Below are 17,956 nucleotides of genomic sequence, written 5' to 3' on the forward strand. Positions count from 1 at the left end.
TTATCAGACTTCGGCTTTCTTCTCGGCGGATTCCAACTCCTTCAAGCGCTGATCAATTAACTGACACTTGTCCGGCAGGTCCTTGGCCGCCGTCCCCAAGTCCATCTTCTGCAACTCGTCGTTGATCTCCTTGGCCTTGGTCGGGTTCTGCTCGGTGAGCCTGGCCACTTCCCGGGCCAGTTGTTCGCGCTTGGCGGTGGCTTCGTCGGGGGGAGGGCGGGCCCAATCGGGGAAGGCGCAGGCGAAATTAGTGGCGAGGGTGAGCGTCAGAAGGGATTTCATGAGAGGCCTCGGGATCCGTGTTGGGCGGTTAATCGGTTGAGGCTGTGGGGTTCGGAAAGTTCATACCGCTGCTTCTGTAGGATAAATACCATCGCCTGGCCGTCGCTTTTCCCCCTTGCATCAAGAAACGTCCTGCATGCCGGCCGGAAGCGCCCGATTTAACCGCTACCGTTCGTCCCCCATACTTTTCGAATGGATCCATTATCTGACGTCAGGATGATGGCTCTCTAATATCGCGCCTCTATTGTGCTATCACCTTCCGTTTCGAGGGATCGAACATGTACTCACCCGCCCTTGTGGCGAGGTTGTGCCTGGCTTTGCTGTGCCTTTCTCCGCTGAATTCTGTTAATGCTGCCACGACCCCGGGTGACACTGATCTCATCCGCGAACGTCAGGATCGTCTGCTCGAAGAGCAACGTCGGCGTCTCGAAGAGCTCAAGGAATTGCCCGGTAAGGAAGCCAAACCCGTTCAACCTGCAGCGCCTGCGGACGCCCGTTGTTTCCCCATCACAGACATCGAACTCAAGGGCGCCGACAGCCTTTCCGATAGCGAAAAAATCCGTTTGCTCAAGCCTTACATCGGGCAATGCCTAGGCGTCACCCAGCTCAACGAACTGCTGAAAGTCATCACCGATCACTACATCGCAAAAGGCCTGGTCACCAGCCGTGCTTATTTGCCGCAGCAGGATTTGTCCGGCGGGAACCTGAAGGTGCTGGTGGTCGAGGGCAAGCTCGAAGGGTTGAAAGGCGCTGAGGGCAGCAAGCTATCGGACCGAGAGTTGGGCATGGCATTCCCCGGAAAAACCGGTGAGTTGGTCAACCTGCGCGAAATCGAGCAACTGGTCGATCAACTCAACCGCTTGCCATCGAATCAGGCACAGATGGAGTTGGCGCCGGGCAAGAACGTTGGCGGCAGCGAAGTACTGGTCAAAAACTCCCCGCAAAAACCCTGGCGCGCCGGGTTGTCCCGCAGCAACGACGGCCTGCGCAGCACCGGCGAGCAGCAGTGGGGCACGACGTTTGATTGGGACAGCCCGCTGGGGCTGGCCGATCAGTTGAATCTGCGTGGCGGTCACGATGCGGTGAGCGATCACCGGCACACCTCCAGCAACGCGTTGCTCAATTACAGCCTGCCGTGGGGCTGGTGGAACTTCAGTTACACCTACAGCCAGAGTGACTATCGCTCGTTGGCCCAAGCCAATGGCTTCAACTTCAAACAGACCGGCGACAGCGAAAACCATCAACTACACGCTGAGCGGGTGATCCATCGCGATGCCGTGAGCAAGACCTCGCTCAGCACCGGCCTGTCGTACCTGCGCACCAACAACTTCATCGAAGACAGCAAGCTCAAGCTGAGCAGTAACCGCATCAGCGAAGCACAGTTTGGGATCAACCACGGTCGGCGAGTCGGCAGCGCATTCGTCAACCTCGACCTCGGGATGCAAGAGGGTATCGGTGCGTTCGATGCGCAGGACGACGATCACCCCGGTCCCGGCGAACCGAGCGCGCGCTACCGCAAATACGCCGCCACGGCGAGCTACTTGCGGCCGTTCAAACTGTGGGGCGAGTCGCTCAGTTTCAGCAGCCTGATGACCGGCCAGCGCAGTGAAGACGTACTGTTCGGCCCGCAGCGCCTGAGTCTTGGCGGGTTGTCGTCGATCCGTGGTTACAAGGACCAATCCCTGTCTGGCGACAGCGGCGGTTACTGGCGCAACGACCTGCGCTGGAGCCGGCAGGTCACCCTGGATTGGCTGCGCTTGGTGTTCGCCGAATACGGCACCAGCCTCGGTTACGACCAGGGCGTGATTCGGAACGATCGCTACAACGGCGATCAACACGGGCGCATGTCCAGCAACTCGGTGGAGGTGTTTGCTCGCGGCCAGCACCTCGCCGCCAGCGTGACCTTTGCCCATTCCCTTGAACGTCCGGACGCCCTGACCGAGCGCGAAGCGCCGATCTGGTTCCGGATGGATTTCTTTCTCTGATTTCGCCTCACCGAGACCTTCGACATGGACGCCCGCCAATATGCCTTCCTGAGCCGCCAGCCTTCTGCTGCAGTGAAATCGCGCGAGCACTTCTGGGGCATGCCCAAGCGCGGTTTGGCGTTCCTGTTGGCGAACGTGATGTTCTGGCAACCGATGTGGGCGCAGGCCGACGGCATCGTGGTAGCCACGCCGGGCACCAGCCTCGGTCAGGCGGGCAACGGCGTGCCGATCGTCAACATCGCCGCGCCCAATGGCAGCGGGCTGTCACATAACCAGTTTCACGATTACAACGTCGGCACCCAAGGTGTGATTCTTAACAACGCCACCGCGCGTACTCAAGCCACCCAACTGGGCGGGATCATCGTAGGCAACCCGAACTTCAATGGGGTCGCCGCGCAGACCATCCTCAACGAAGTCAACGGCGGCAGCCCGAGCCAACTCAACGGTTACACCGAAGTGGCCGGTCAATCGGCACGTGTCATTGTCGCCAACCCGTATGGCATCAGTTGCAACGGCTGCGGCTTCATCAATACCCCACGCGTGACATTGACCACCGGTAAACCCGTGCTGGATAACGGGCGCGTGGATCGTTATCAGGTGGATCAGGGCAGCGTCTCCATCGACGGCGCAGGGCTGAACGCCAACAACGTCGACAGCTTCGAAATCATCACCCGCAGCGCGAAGATCAACGCCGAGATTCAAGCGAAAAACCTGACGATTGTGTCCGGTCGCAACGACGTCAACGCCCAGACTCTCAGTGCTACTGCTCGCGCCGATGACGGCAGCGCCAAACCACAATTGGCCATCGACAGTTCGGCGCTGGGTGGCATGTATGCCGGGGCGATCAAACTGGTCGGCACCGAGGCCGGGGTCGGGGTGAAGCTGGCCGGTAATCTGGCCGCCAGTGGCGGTGACATCCAGATCGATGCCAGTGGTCATCTGAGTCTGGCCCAGACTGCTGCCGCTGGTGCAGTCAATGTCACAACCGCGAGCCTCGATGCCCAGGGACCGGTTTATGCGGGCACCAGCCTTGCAGTCACCACCTCTGGAGACCTCAACACACAACAAAACCTCGCTGCCCGCGACCGAATCAGCCTGTCCGGCGGCGGGCAACTGAGCAATCAGGCGGTGATCGAAGCTGGCGTCAATGCCGACAACAGCCGCAACACCAGCGGTGATGTCAGCCTCGCGGCGCAGAACGTCACCAACAGTGGCAGCGTGATCGCCAGCCGTTCGCTGCAAGCCACGGTGGCACAGACCCTGTCCAACCAAGGTGGGACGCTGAACGGTCAAGGCAGCACGCAGATCTCCACCTCGACCCTGGATAACCGTCAGAGAGGTCGAGTGTTGAGCCAGGGCAGCCTGGGCGTCGCCGCCAATCAGGTGTTGAACAGCCAAGGCGGCCTGATCACCAGTACTGGCAACCTCAATGCCAACGCCGGGTATCTGGATAACAGCGGCGGTGAACTTTCCAGCCTGGCAGTCAGTACCGTGCAGGTGGGGGCTCTGGATAACGTTGCCGGTTTGATCGGCGCCGGGCAGAGCCTGAGTATCAACGCCAGTGGCCAGATGAATAATCAGGGGGGGCGTGTTCTTGCCCAGCAGGACCTGCAGATCAGCGCAGGTGCACTGGACAACAGTCAGCAAGGTTCGCTGGTCAGTCAAGGCGCGTTGGGCCTGAACGTGGCTGGGACGTTGGACAACCATCAGCAAGGCAAGCTTACCAGCACGGGCGCGCTGACTGCGCAAATTGCCGGAGCACTGCTCAACCAGTTCGGGCTGATCAACGCAGGCGGCAATCTGCAACTCACCGCCAATTCGCTGGACAACCGCAACGGCCAACTGTCGAGCGTCGGCGATCTGATGTTAAGCGCCAGCCAGGTGGATAACCGCAACAGCGGCCAGATCCTGGCCGACGGCGACATCGCACTGAGCCTCGACAGCTTGAACAATCAGCTCAATGGCGTGATCGCCGGGCAGCGTGATGTCCAGCTCAACGCCGGGCAGCTGGATAACAGCGGGGCGGGCAGCCTGTACGCGAAACGCCATCTCAACCTGACCTTGGCCAATCAATTGGACAACGCGCAGGGCACCCTGCGCGGCGACGGCACGCTCACGCTCCAGGCGGCGAGCCTCGGCAACCAGGGGGGCAGCGTATCCGGCGTGGGCGGATTGACCGTGACCAGCAGTGGCGCGATTGCCAACCAGGGCGGCGCCCTGCTGACCAACGCCGGTCTGACCCTGACCAGCGGCAGTCTTGATAACAGCCAGCAAGGTCGCATCGCCGGTAACGGCGTGGTCCTCCACACCGGCGCGTTCACCAACCAGCAAGGCGGGAGTCTGACCAGCACCGGCGCGCTCAGCCTCACGGCCGGCCAAGTGGATAACAGCGTGGCTGGCCGTATCGCCAGCGCCATGGCATTGACCGCCACCGTCACCGGCCTCGATCAGCACGCGGGCGGGCAATTGTTCAGCAGCACCGATGTCACCCTGGACTTGAGCAATGGCCAGTTGAACAACCAGGGTGGTTTGCTGGCGGCACCGGGACAACTGCTGCTGAAAAACCTCAATGCCGTCGCCAACCAGGGCGGTGAAATTTCCAGTGCCAGGGCGTTCAGCCTGACGGCGAAAAGCCTCGACAACACCGACGGCAAGCTGCTCAGCGACCAGGGTTTGACCGTGCGCCTCAATCAGGCACTGACCAACGTCAGAGGGTTGATTTCGGCCGCGAGTGTGGATGCGCGCGCCGCTCGGCTCGACAACAGCAACGGCAGCATCAGCAGCGATGTCGACCTGAGCCTGCAACTGGCTGGCGCGCTGCTCAACCAGAACGGTGAACTGTCCAGCGCCGGCAACACCACCCTCGTTGCCATGAGCCTGGGCAACGAGGGTGGCCAGGTGCTGGCCGATCAGCGCCTGAGCCTGATGATCAGCGGCGCCGTGGATAACCAGGCCGGTACTTTGGGGGCCGGGCAAGGGCTGAGCGTCAGAGCCGCAAGTCTGGATAACAGTCAGGCGGGCAGCCTCGTGACTGACGGCAATCTTGACCTCGGTCTTGGCGGCTTGCTGAACAACCAGAGCGGCGGCAGCGTGCAGGCCAAGGGCCTGATGAACCTGCAAAGCCTGAGCCTGGATAACCGTGGTGGTCGCATTTCGGGCAAAAATCTGCTGACCTTGCGCAATGGCTCGTCGGACAATCGCGGCGGTGTCATTCGTGCCGACAAGGACGTGCAGCTCTACATCGATCAATTGGACAACCGCCAGCAAGGTCTGCTCAGCAGCAAGGCCGGTATCGGCTTCACTGGCCAGCGTCTGGATAACCAGAGCGGGCTGCTCAGCGCCATAGGCCTCGTACAGCTGCAAGCAGGCGTGGTGCTCAACAATGCCGGTCGCATCGCCAGCCAGAGCAACCTGAACGCCAACATCGACGCGTTGACCCAGCAGGGCGGCGAACTGGTTGCCCAAGGCACGCTGACGCTGACTGGCACCAAACTGGATAACAGCCTGGGTGGTTTGGTCGGGGCGACAAAAGCGCTGAAACTCAATGTCGGTGACATCGACAACCGTGCGGGCGAAATCTCCAGCCAGGTCGAGGTTGGCATCAGTGGCCAGCAACTGAACAACAGCGACGGTGGCAAGGTGCTGGCGGGCACCGCACTGGGCCTGAGCGTCGCCAAACTGATCAACCAGAACAAGGGCCTGCTGTTCGGCGACACACTCAGCCTCACCGGCGTTAGCCTGAACAATGCCGGGGGTACGCTGGCCAGCCAGAACGACCTCAGCCTCAACCTTTCAGGCGATCTGGACAACAGCGCCGGCCTACTCAGCAGCGTAGCCGCCTTGACGGTCAATGCCGCCAGCCTGAATAACGGCGCGGGCAGTCTGTCCAGCGCCGGTGCCTTGAACGTCACCACCACCGGGATATTGAGCAACCAGGGTGGCTCGATCACCACCGACGCCGGACTGACCCTCAACAGTGCCAGTCTCGATAACCGAAATAGCGGTGTGCTGTCCGGCAAAGGCGCGACTCAGGTCAGCACCGGTGCTTTCGACAACAGCCACGGCGGTCGCCTGACCAGTGCCAACACCCTGGACCTGAACGCTGCCCAAGTGACCAACCAGAACGCCGGTCGCATCGCCAGTGCCATGGCGCTGACCGCCAACGTCACCGGCCTCGATCAGCAGGGTGGTGAACTGTTCAGCAACACCGCATTGAGCCTCGATCTGAACCACGGCCAGTTGAACAACCAGGGCGGCTTGATCAATGCCCCCGGTGCGTTTCTGCTGAAAAATCTCAATGGTGTCGTCAACAATAATGGCGAAATCTCCAGCGCCCAAGCCTTTACTGTTGACGCTCAAACACTCGACAACAGCGGCGGCAAGCTGCTCAGCAATCAAGCGCTGACGCTGCGACTGGCGCAGGCGATGAGCAACATCAACGGCATCATTTCCGCTGCCACGCTGAACGCCCACAGCGCCAGCCTGGACAACAGCGGCGGTTTGATTAGCAGCCGTGATGGCCTGAGTCTGGCGGTTGACAACAGCCTCACCAACCACAACGGCACCTTGATCGCCGACGGCAATCTGCTGCTCAGCGCAACCACAACGGACAACAGCCTCGGCCAGATCGCCGGTAAACAAGACGTCACCGCCACCGTTGGCAGCTTGCAACAACAGGGCGGACAGCTGATCGCCCAAGGTAATCTGAGCCTGACCGGCGATCGCCTGGACAATCGACTGAACGGTTTCGTCGGTGCGACGGGCACACTGGATATCAAGGTTGGCAACGTCGACAACCGTGGTGGCGAACTCTCCACCAAGGGCAACCTGACCCTGGTCGGCCAGCAACTGGACAACAGCGACAATGGACAAATTCTTGCCCAGAACACTCTGCTGCTGACAGTCGATCAAATCATCAACCGCAACAAAGGCCTGCTCTTTGGCAATACCGGTTTAAGCGTGACCGGCACCGGGCTGGATAACACCCGCGGATCCTTGCTCAGCCAGCAGAGCATCGACGTTGACCTCGGCGCTACGCTGGACAACAGCTTCGGTCTGTTCAGCAGTGAAGATTCGCTCGGCGCGCGCGTGGGCAATCTGATCAACACGGCAGGCAGCTTTTCCAGCGCCGGTAGCTTGAGCGTCAATAGCGCTGGGGCAATCAGCAATCAGGGCGGGCAACTGGTCACCGATGCCAACCTCGACTTGCACAGCGCCAGCCTCGACAACCGGCAGCAGGGCCGGATCAGCGGCAAAGGCCCCGTCTCGATTCAAACCGGTGCCTTCGACAACAGCCAGAGTGGCCGCGTCAGCAGCGCCGGTCGCCTCGACGTGACCGCCGCACAACTGACCAACCAGGCAGGCGGCAGCATCGGCAGTAGCGATGCACTGACCGTCAGCGTCACGGGGCTGGACCAGCAAAACGGTACCTTGTTCAGCAACAGTGCCTTGACCCTCGACTTGAACAACGGCCAGTTGAACAACCAGAACGGTATGATCAATGGGCCGCTTCTGCTGCTGAAAAACCTCAACGGCGTCGCTAACCAGAGCGGGGAAATCTCCAGTGCCCAAGCCTTTACCCTGGCGTCGCAAAACTTCGATAACAGCGGCGGCAAGCTGCTGAGCAACCAGGGCCTGACCCTGCGCGTCAATCAAGCGCTGAGCAACGTCAACGGCATGATTGCCGGCGCCAGTGTTGATGCGCGCGCCGGCACGCTGGACAACCGCGGCGGCCTCCTGACCAGCCGAGGTAACCTCGCGCTTAACGTCAATGGTTTGCTGAGCAACCAGAGTAACGGCCTGATCAACGCGGCGCAGGCGCTCAATGTCGCTTCCGCCGACCTCAACAACCAGGGCGGCCAACTGCTCGGCGGCACGGCGCTGACGGTCAACGCAGCAACCCTGGACAACACCGCCAATGGCCTGATCAACAGCCAGGGCGGATTGAACCTGACTGCCAACAGCCTGGATTCCAGCAATGGCGGCGAAGTGTCGGCCAAAAGCGCTATCGGCCTGAATCTTGGTGCATTGACCCAAAACGGCGGTCGCTTGCTGGGCGATGCCGGTATCACTCTTGACCTGGGCGGTGGAGACCTGAGCAACAACAACGGTTTGATCACTGCCAAAGGGCCGCTGACCATCAGCCGCCTGCGCGATCTGAACAACCGCAGTGGCGAAGTCTCCAGCGCCCAGAGCTTTACTCTGGCTGGGCGCACCTTCAACAACAGCAACGGCAAACTGATCAGCAGCAACCTGCTGAGCCTCGATGCCACCGGTGGCCTGCTCAACCAGAACGGTCTGATCTCCGGTTGGCAGGGTCTGGATGTCCATGCTGGCAGCCTCGATAACCGCAACAACGGCACACTTTCCAGCCGCAATGGCAACCTCGGCGTGACCTTGAGTGGTGACTTGCTCAACAGCGGTGCCGGCGCACTCGTCAGCCTGAAAAACCTCAACGTCAATGCCGCGAACCTGGACAACAGCAACGGCGGCGTCCTCTCCAGCGGTGGTGCCCAGACATTGACGGTCAGCGATCTGCTGAACAACGCCCAAGGTGGTTTGGTCGACAGCGGTGCGGCTCTTGTCATGCAAGCCATGACCCTCGGTAACTCGGCGGGTGCGATCAACGCGCAACAGAGCCTGAGCTTCAGCGGCACGACCCTGGACAACACGGTTGGCAGCCTGGTTGGCAATGGCACGGTCAGCCTCTATCTGTTCGGCGCCTTGACCAACTCCAATGGCAAACTCGCCAGTGCCGGCCCGCTACTGATTCAAGGTGCGAGCCAGATCAACAACCAGGGTGGGCAACTGGCGAGCCAGTCTCTGCTGACCCTGCTCACCGGCGGCCTGGACAATAGCAGTCGCGGCACCGTGGCCGCCAACGGTCAACTATTGCTCACGGCAACGGGCGCCGTGCAGAACAACGCCGATGGCTTGATCTACAGCAAGAATGGTGGCGTGCAACTGCAAGCCGTCAACCTGGCCAACAACCTGGGTGCACTGCAAAGCCAGGGTGCGCTGAGCCTCACTGTCGCCGGTGACATCGACAACCATAGCGGTCGCATCATCGCCCAAGGCAGCGACCTGACCGTCATTGCCGGCAACCTCGACAACCGCGGCGGCGTGTTGGCCAGCCTGCAAGGCGCGTTCACCACTCACCTCACCGGCGTGCTGAAAAACGGCTACGACCCAAACAACAACCAGGGCGGCGTCACTCAGGCCCAGCGCCTGGACTTGACCGCGTTGGCCGGCATTAACAACTACGGTGGGCGTATCGCCGCGCAAGCCGGCGATACGATCGTCCATACCGCTGACTTCGACAACCGCAATGGCGGTCTCTATGCAACGGGTCGAGTCAGTGTCACTGGCAACAACTTCGACAACAGCGGCAGCAATGACGGCCAGATCGTCGGCAGCCAGATCGACCTGACCCTCAGCGGTGCTCTGAACAACCGCCTGGGCATCATCGAAAGCGACAGTACCCTGGCGATCACCGCCGCGAGTATCGACAACCAGACGGGCCAACTACGTGCCCTCGGCACCGGTGGCGCTACCCAATTCAACATCGGTAGCCTGTTCGATAACCGTAATGGCACCGTCGAAAGCGCCAACAGCGACCTGACCCTTGCTGCCGGCAGCTTCCTTAACACTGGCGGCACCCTGTTGCATGTCGGCACCGGCACTTTTGGCCTGTCCATGGCCAACGTCGTCAACGCCGGCGGCAGTGTGATCACCCGTGGCGGCCTGACTCTAAACGCGGACACCTGGACCAACAGCAGCGTCATTCAGGCCGGGCGACTGAACGTCAACGTCAACAACTTCAGCCAAACCGCCGGCGGCCAACTCCTGGCCTCCGACAGTTTCACGGGCAGCGGTGGCAACTGGTACAACGATGGGTTGATTGCCAGCGGTGGCAGCCTTGCCCTCAACCTGGGCGGTGTTTATAGCGGCAATGGCAGCGTGAGCAGTGTCGGCAATCTTGGTCTGAATGCTGCGCAGGTCGACCTTACCTCTGTGGCGAGTATCACGGCCGGCGCCAGTGGAACCGTCGGTAGCAGTGGCAGCCTGACCAACCTCGGACGCCTAACTTCAGCCGGGGCGCTGACCGTCAATGCCGCCTACCTGAACAACCAGGGCACCCTGGGCAGTGGCGCCAACCTGCGCGTCAACGCCCCCACAATCCTCAACCAGAATGGCCTGATCTTCAGCGGCGGCGACATGGCGCTGCGCACTGATAACTTCACCAACCGCTACGCGGATGTCTATGGCCTCGGCAACGTCAGCATCGCCAAGGACGACAACAATGGATTGAGTGCGTTGATCTCCAACGTGTCGGCGACCATCGAGAGTGGTGGCGACCTGAGCCTGGCGTCCAGCTCCATCGAGAACCGCAAGGACGTATTCCAGACCACAGGTGGGTTGGTCTCTGGCGAGATCGGCGTGCAGTGCTACACCTGTTCTTCGCTCGATCCTCTTGCCCCGTTGGGCTTAAACAGTTACGCGGTCTGGGTGGAAAACTACCAGTCACAGATTGTCCGGGATTCAGCCTCGGCCAGCATGACGGCTGGGCGTAACTTTCTGGCAAACGGCGGGGTGTTCCTCAATCAGGCGTCGACCCTCAGCGCAGGAAACAACCTCACGTTCAACCTGCAGACCTTTACGAATCAAGGGGCTTCTGTAGGCGACTATAACGTGCGGCGATCTATTGCTCTTACTGCCGGGCAGCAGACTTCCGATTTGAATCTATGGAACTCGATCATGGCTTACAACGCTGCCAATGATCCTTCCTACGATCCGGGATCATTGGGATACGTCGGCGGCAGCAACCCGACCTTCTCAAGGCCTAATCTCCATTTCTGGAACAGTTCCGGTGCCGAATCCGTAATACAGGTAGCATCTCACCCTGGCGGCAAAAACCTGGAAACCGACATTAGGTTTGGTTCGGTATATATCACCGTGCCTGCTGGATCCCTATGGGACGACTTTACGCTTCCTCATTACGGCGACGGTGTGCGGACCGCTGCACCGGACGCGATCCAGTCCGCAATTCCCTTCGACACCTCGGTGACTTACAACAGCCCATCGTCTTACGCTAATGCGGTCGTGCAGGCGGGTGGTGCAGTCAATATCACCGCGTCGCAAAATCTCACCAACAGTGTGATCCGCGAAGGGGTGGTCATCGGTTTCGGTGCATCACGCGTCGGCTCGACCCAGCTCAATGGGCAGCCCGCCCCGACCATCGTCAATCTCAACGCCCAACTACCTCCCAACCTGGCCCAACAGCAGGTCAACCCCCTGACACTGCCGGGCTTCAACCTGCCAACCGGCAAAAACGGTCTGTTCCGCCTGAGCGGGCAGGGCGGTAGCGGTGCCCAGGCAACTCAGGCCAATGCTGCGCCACAGAGCTGGACATTCGGTGGTGCCAGTGTCGCCTTGGCTCAACGCGACCAAGCAGTGCCGGATGCTCAGGTGCGCGATATCCAACTGAGCGATATCACGCAGACCTCGGCCGCCAGCCGTCAGGTGGTCGTGGACGCCCGTCAAGGCGCCGGCGTTGTCAGCAATGCATCGTCGATCAATGTCACGGTGCCGAGCGATGGCGGTGCCGGCAGCGTCGTCGTGCCGGGGCACAGCGCCGATGCGCCCGCTGCCACTGTGGTCAGCGATATAACCGGCGCGAACCTATCCAGTCAGCCCGCCGCCGTCGCTCCACTGCCCGGCCAGACATCGCCTGCCATTGCGAAAATCACCCCTGCAGCCAGCCAGACCGTCGCCCGAGTGCAAGGCCTGCCGAGCAGCAGCGGTCAGTCCAAACCGCAAAAATACCTGATCGAAACCAACCCGGTCCTCACCGACCTCAAGCAGTTCATGAGCTCGGATTACCTGCTGTCCAATTTGGGTTACGACCCGGACAACAGCGCCAAGCGACTGGGCGATGGTCTGTATGAACAGCGCCTGCTCCAGCAGGCCGTCGTGGCGCGTACCGGTCAGCGCTTTATCGATGGCCAGACCAGTGATGAAGGCTTGTTCAAGTACCTGATGAACAACGCCATCGCCAGCAAACAGGAACTCAACCTGGCGCTGGGCGTCACCCTGACGGCCGAGCAAGTCGCGGCGCTGACCCACGACATTGTCTGGATGGAAAACGCCGTGGTGAACGGCGAACAGGTGCTGGTGCCGGTGCTTTACCTGGCCAACGCCAACAACCGCCTGGCCGCCAACGGTGCGCTGATCCAGGGCAACGACGTCACCCTGATCGCCGGCCAGGACCTGAACAACGCCGGCACCTTGCGCGCCACCCACAACCTGTCGGCCACCGCGGCCAACGATCTGGTCAACAGCGGCCTGGTCGAAGCCGGCAATCGCCTCGACCTGCTCGCGGGAAACAACCTCGTCAACACGGCCGGCGGCATCATCGGGGGCCGTGATGTCAGCCTGACTGCCGTCAACGGTGACGTGATCAACGAGCGCAGCGTGACCGCCGCGCAAGCCAGCAACGGTGATTTCAGCACCGGCCGCGCGTACGCCGATAGCGCCGCCCGCATCGAAGCCGCCAACGACCTGACCATCAAGGCCGGTCGTGACGTCGACAACATCGGCGGGGTGCTCCAGAGCGGCCGCGACACGACGATCAACGCCGGTCGGGATGTGAACCTGGTGTCCGCGCAGGCCGAAAACAAGCTTGCGAGCGGCAGCAGCTTTCTCGAGCAAAACATTACCCAGATGAGTGGCTCCGTCAGCGCCGGTCGTGACCTCTCAGTCAACGCGGGGCGTGACATCAGCGTCATCGCCAGCCAGATCGACGCCACACGCGACATCGCCCTGGCCGCCACGGACAACCTCACGTTGGCCTCGGCAGCGGACGAGGAGCATAGCTACAGCAAAACCAAAAAAGTCACGACGCAGGAAGACCACGTCAGCCAGGTCGGCACCCGCCTCACCGCCGGCGGCAACGTCGCCCTGAGCGCCGGCCAGGACATGACGCTGCTCTCCAGCCGGGTCAGCGCCAGTGATGAAGCCTATCTGGTGGCGGGCGGCAATCTTGAGTTGCTGGCCGCACAGGACAGGGTTTACTCGCTGTACGACATGAAGAAAAAGGGCGGATTTGGCGGCAGCAGCAAGACGAAACGCGACGAAGTCACCGATGTGAAAAACATCGGCAGCACAATCACCACCGGCGGCGACCTGATCCTGGTCAGCGGTGGTGATCAACGCTACCAGGGCGCCAAGCTCAAAGGTGGCAACGACCTGACCTTGGGCAGCGGTGGCAGCATCACCTTCGAAGCGGTCAAGGACCTGCACCAGGAGAGCCACGAGAAGAGCAAAGGCGATTTGGCCTGGAACTCCGCCTCTGGCAAGGGTGCTACCGACGAAACCCTGCGCCAGAGCACGCTGGAGCAGCAGGGTCAATTGGCGATCAAGGCTGCCGATGGCTTGCATGTCGACCTCAAGCAGATTGACCAGAAGTCCGTGAGTCAGACTATCGATGCCATGGTGCAGGCCGATCCGAGCCTGGCCTGGCTCAAGGATGCCGAGGCTCGCGGGGATGTCGACTGGCGCAAGGTGCAGGAGGTCCACGATAGCTTCAAGTACAGTCATTCAGGCCTCGGCGCAGGCGCAGTACTGGCGATCATGATTATCGTTGCAGCGTTGACGGCCGGCGCAGCCAGCGCGGCACTGGGCTCGACAGCCGGTGCCACAGCCGGTTCTGGCACCGCCATGGCTGCTGCCGGCACCTCTGCTACCGGAGCGGCGACCGCCGCTGGTTGGGGTAACGTCGCTTTGACGGCGGTGGCGACCTCGGCAGCCGGTACCGCGACCGTGAGCACGATCAATAACAAGGGCAATCTCGGTGCCGTCATCCAAGACGTGACCTCCCGTGACGCACTCAAGGGGTACGCCATTGCGGGCGTCACGGCGGGCATGACCGCTGGCTACTTCGATGACTGGACCGGCACCAGCACCGATCCCCTCACTGGCAAAATCACCACCAATCTCAGTACGTGGAAAGGGATTGGTCAGTTCGCGGCCAACCAAGGTCTGCAAAACGGCACATCGGTGGCGATGAGCAGAATCATGGGCCAGGGCGGAGACTTGGGCGATGTCCTGCAAAACACGCTGTTTAATACCCTGGCGGCGGCGAGCTTCCATACGGTGGGAGATTACGTTCCAGCTGCTGACGGCAGCCTGCAAAAGATCATGGTTCACGCCATGGTCGGCGGCCTATTGGCCCAAGTCGGCAGTGGCGACTTCAAGACTGGGGCGCTGGCAGCTGGGGCTAATGAGGCCGTCGTAGCGGATCTCAATAAACTGGTTCAAGGCAATCCAAATCTACTGAGCATGAGCTCGCAGCTAGTCGGGTTGCTTGCCGCGTCCACACAAAGCGGCGCGGACGAACACAGCCTGAGAACCGGGGCATGGGTCGCACAGAACGGCACCCAGTATAATTTTGGCGATCACATGCCTCCGGGTTTAACCGAATATGGGCAAGCGGCAACTACCCTTGTGGAGTACATGCAAAACCAAGGGGCACCAGCTGAAGAGGTTGATCAGGTTGCAAGAGCACTCGCGCAAGGCCAGGGATTTGAGGGCGTCCAACCTGCGAACGAGTTCGTCAAGGCGTGGGGCGAATTCATGGCCGGAGAGCTCTCTGGTTTAGGGTTAGCAGCCGTGCTGGGGAAGGCCGGTTCTTGGTTTGCCAAAGGCACTGTGAGCACCTCTTTGCTCGATGAGTTAACAGCAAATGGTGTGAAATTCACCCCAGAAAATGTTGTTGCGACAACTCGCAGTTCTAACGGGAAAGTTGTATTTCTAGAGACTGGAAACTCAAAAGCAGGATTGCAGCACATCATCGAAGAGCATGGTAGCCAATTCGCTCAGATGGGCGTGTCTGAGGCTCAAATTCCAAGCGTGGTGATGAAGGCAGTTTCTGAGGGTAAACTCATTGGTTATCAAGGCTCTGGAGCGGGACGCCCAATCTATGAGTTAACTATTAATGGTCAGCAGCAGCGTATTGCTGTGACGGTTGGAGACAATGGCTTTGTCGTCGGCGCAAATCCAAGGGGGAGTATTAAGTGAAAAGCATAAAGTTGATGGCGGACTACCAGTGTCACCCGCTATGGAATATGTCCCCCGGTGAGTATAGGGACATAGCTCCCAGCGAGCTTCCTATTTCTAAAGAGCTTCAGGTGCGCCTATCAAAGTGGGCTGCGATGTACGATGGAACACTTGATGCTGATTATCCGCCAAATTCTGGATTCAAGAGTGAGGAGCTAGAGCGTGAATTCAAGCTAGAAGGAGAGCGATTGGCTGAAAGCCTGAGGGACGAACTGGGTTCGGATTACTCTATCTTTCTTAAAGCTTAGTTATTAAAGAAGTGACCTGAGAAGGTTTGGCTTCGCAGAGGCAGGACTCGTAAACTGAGCACACTGATACCGCTTCATTGAGGTCGCCGTAATGGAATTTCCTAGCGGAAATGATTTTTTTGAGGCCTTTGGTATTTAACCTGTTGAGGTAGACCCAAGCTTGGCTTTATGTCGCTATACAAAGAAATAAAAAAACAGTGAGATCGAGGTTGATATCTCGTTCAGTGCTGTGATGCAGTCATTTCAGGTTGTGTTGAGACTTGCTATGCAGGAACTGGCGATTATTTCTTCAGAAAACGTCAAATCTATTGAGCTAGTGCGGGATAGCTCAGGGGCGGGAGTTCGCGTTGTATTTGATATTTGTGAATCGACTTCAGAGGCTAGAGTGACATTTGAACCTGAGGTAAGTTGCCAGTGGTGGACATTGCGTAACATGTAAGTTTCTCAATAGTGGTAGTGGCGCAGTAGGCCTTTAGCACGAAGCCTTATTGCTTCAGGCAAACTCGTATCATGGACAAGATCCCTTAGAAACGTTTCCGTTTGGGTAACGCTGCGTGTACGTTCATGCACCATAGTCATACAGATCTGTCTTCCGTTCATTCGATTCGCCTTGAGAAAGTTGAATCTAATCTCACCCTAACCAAGAATGATCGGAACACATAGAGTACCCATCACAATAGATGGAATCGCCTATGCATCTCGCTATTTTCCTTGCGGAAGCGCGGAGTGTCTGGCCTCCGGAGCTAATATTGATTTCGCTGACGTTGGAACTTTGAAATGGCTCAGGGCAACAGATGTTAAAGCAGTAAACGATATCGGATGGCTGATGGGCGTGGCAGCAATACCTGCCGGTGGCGCAATTTCTGCCATATTGTCTAATAGCTCGACTGCTGCATCTTTATTGGCGGGGTATTTAAAAGATGATGTGGTTTCAAGTTTAGCTGGTAATGCGTTGAGCACCTCTTTTGAAAAGTATGCTGTAGGGATAGGTATGTCGGAGTAAGTCGCTAGTAAGCTATCTAATGGGCTTGGCGCCGCCGGGGTCTGGGACACTATTGTCGAAAAAAACGGCCGATATATTTAAAGGGGAGTAAATGACCAGTTTTTTAGAAAAATATAAACATTACGTTGGTTTTCTTTTGTTGGTGATGGCCATTGCCAGCGGTATTGTAAGGTTCGATGGTAGCTGGAAAAGATTTTATTCAATGGTATTGGCTCAACTGTGGTTTGGCCAAGCTGTGTACAATTATTTACGAGGTGGTTGGGTAGGTGTTGGCCCTGGAGGGATGGGACTCAATGCAGATCCAGTGTTGCGGAGAGGTTTGGCGGGGTTTGCTTTTTTTCTATATCTGACGGTGTTTTTTTTCTCTTCTAAGTAATAAAAAATTGGCTATTAACCGATATCGAGTAAAGGCTAAAAGTCAACTTTCCACGAAGTTATTGCTACGGGGTTTCTCCTATCCATAAACCTGACTGGTTAACTTCGTCGAACCCATTCCTTGTCAATGGTACGACCGGAATCGTGCCTAATCGCCCGGACCTGCCGGCGACAGAGTAAACGGGGACAGACCACATTTTTCGTGTCGCATTTTGATGATCTGAAGTAGTGCGAAATAGATAGGGATTGTTTTTTGTTGGGTTGACTAAGTTGTCAGCATCATTAATTGTGAAAGGACTCACCGTATGCCACGCAGCGCACGTGTCTTGATGCCTGGTGGTTCGCGATCTGCTGCTGAAATTGAAGCTATGCTTGGGCGACGAATTCGGCGGGGATACCCGGGAAGACCGAAAAAGCTTCGATTTTTTAGATGGAAAATGTGGTCTGTCCCCATTTTTTCTCTGGTCAGCAAGGACGGCATGGCCCCGCTCAAGCGTCGCAAGCCGGAAGCGCCGGCGGCTGAGTAAGTCGTTGTAGACGGCCTATGAAAAACCCGGACAGTGTCCGGGTTTTTTATGCCTGGCGTTTATCAGACTTCGGCTTTCTTCTCGGCGGACTCCAATTCCTTCAAGCGCTGGTCGATCAACTGGCACTTGTCCGGCAGGTCTTTAGCGGCAGTGCCCAGATCCATCTTCTGCAACTCGTCGTTGATCTCCTTGGCCTTGGCCGGGTTCTGCTCGGTGAGCCTGGCCACTTCCCTGGCCAGTTGTTCGCGCTTGGCGGTGGCTTCGTCGGGGGTGCAAGCCCAGGCGGGCAGGGCACAAGCGAGGACAGCGGCGAGAGTTAGCTTCTTCAGCAGTGGTTTCATGGGGGCGGGCCTCAGTTCCGGTCAAGGCGGGTTATCCGGTTGAGGGTTGGCCCCTGGGGAAAGTTCAGTCTGTGATTGT

8 protein-coding genes are annotated in these 17,956 nt (G+C 58.9%); 5 read left to right on the forward strand and 3 right to left on the reverse strand.

The window, feature by feature from the left end; genetic code table 11:
* Positions 1–3: 3 nt before the first annotated feature.
* Entirely contained in the window at positions 4–282 is a 279-nt protein-coding gene (locus tag AC1DKH_RS15225) for a hypothetical protein (RefSeq protein ID WP_477798569.1), read from the reverse strand.
* A 278-nt stretch (positions 283–560) separates the two neighbouring features.
* Between AC1DKH_RS15225 and AC1DKH_RS15230 the strand changes: the two genes are divergently transcribed.
* The 3 genes from AC1DKH_RS15230 to AC1DKH_RS15240 are packed head-to-tail and all read left to right on the forward strand — an operon-like array spanning position 561 to position 15,631.
* Complete coding sequence (locus tag AC1DKH_RS15230) at positions 561–2,267, forward strand: ShlB/FhaC/HecB family hemolysin secretion/activation protein (RefSeq protein WP_477798570.1); 1,707 nt, start codon at positions 561–563, stop codon at positions 2,265–2,267.
* Positions 2,268–2,291: 24 nt separating this feature from the next.
* Positions 2,292–15,344 (forward strand): two-partner secretion domain-containing protein, encoded by a 13,053-nt coding sequence (locus tag AC1DKH_RS15235; protein WP_477798571.1) that lies wholly within the window; start codon positions 2,292–2,294, stop codon positions 15,342–15,344.
* The gene (locus AC1DKH_RS15240) at positions 15,341–15,631 is read left to right on the forward strand and encodes a hypothetical protein (protein ID WP_477798572.1); all 291 of its coding nucleotides are present in this window, start codon (positions 15,341–15,343) and stop codon (positions 15,629–15,631) included. The genes AC1DKH_RS15235 and AC1DKH_RS15240 overlap by 4 nt, the downstream gene beginning before the upstream one ends.
* A 444-nt stretch (positions 15,632–16,075) precedes the next feature.
* On the opposite strand, the gene AC1DKH_RS15245 is transcribed toward AC1DKH_RS15240, so the two are convergent.
* Positions 16,076–16,231, reverse strand: a complete 156-nt coding sequence (locus AC1DKH_RS15245) for a BPSL0761 family protein (protein WP_477798573.1) — start codon at positions 16,229–16,231, stop codon at positions 16,076–16,078.
* Positions 16,232–16,277: 46 nt separating this feature from the next.
* On the opposite strand from AC1DKH_RS15245, the gene AC1DKH_RS15250 reads away from it, so the two are divergent.
* Positions 16,278–16,634, forward strand: a complete 357-nt coding sequence (locus AC1DKH_RS15250) for a hypothetical protein (protein WP_477798574.1) — start codon at positions 16,278–16,280, stop codon at positions 16,632–16,634.
* A gap of 91 nt (positions 16,635–16,725) precedes the next feature.
* Positions 16,726–17,010 (forward strand): hypothetical protein, encoded by a 285-nt coding sequence (locus AC1DKH_RS15255; protein WP_477798575.1) that lies wholly within the window; start codon positions 16,726–16,728, stop codon positions 17,008–17,010.
* A 588-nt stretch (positions 17,011–17,598) separates the two neighbouring features.
* Here AC1DKH_RS15255 and AC1DKH_RS15260 read toward each other — a convergent pair.
* Complete coding sequence (locus AC1DKH_RS15260; protein ID WP_477798576.1) at positions 17,599–17,877, reverse strand: hypothetical protein; 279 nt, start codon at positions 17,875–17,877, stop codon at positions 17,599–17,601.
* Positions 17,878–17,956: the final 79 nt, after the last annotated feature.

It is taken from the genome of Pseudomonas sp. 05L36, from assembly GCF_056398125.1.

Coding starts and splice junctions, on each gene's coding strand:
- AC1DKH_RS15250 (WP_477798574.1), top strand. CDS start 16,278: ATGATCGGAACACATAGAGTACCCATCACAATAGATGGAATCGCCTAT.
- AC1DKH_RS15235 (WP_477798571.1), top strand. CDS start 2,292: ATGGACGCCCGCCAATATGCCTTCCTGAGCCGCCAGCCTTCTGCTGCA.
- AC1DKH_RS15245 (WP_477798573.1), bottom strand. CDS start 16,231: ATGAACGGAAGACAGATCTGTATGACTATGGTGCATGAACGTACACGC.
- AC1DKH_RS15225 (WP_477798569.1), bottom strand. CDS start 282: ATGAAATCCCTTCTGACGCTCACCCTCGCCACTAATTTCGCCTGCGCC.
- AC1DKH_RS15230 (WP_477798570.1), top strand. CDS start 561: ATGTACTCACCCGCCCTTGTGGCGAGGTTGTGCCTGGCTTTGCTGTGC.
- AC1DKH_RS15255 (WP_477798575.1), top strand. CDS start 16,726: ATGACCAGTTTTTTAGAAAAATATAAACATTACGTTGGTTTTCTTTTG.
- AC1DKH_RS15260 (WP_477798576.1), bottom strand. CDS start 17,877: ATGAAACCACTGCTGAAGAAGCTAACTCTCGCCGCTGTCCTCGCTTGT.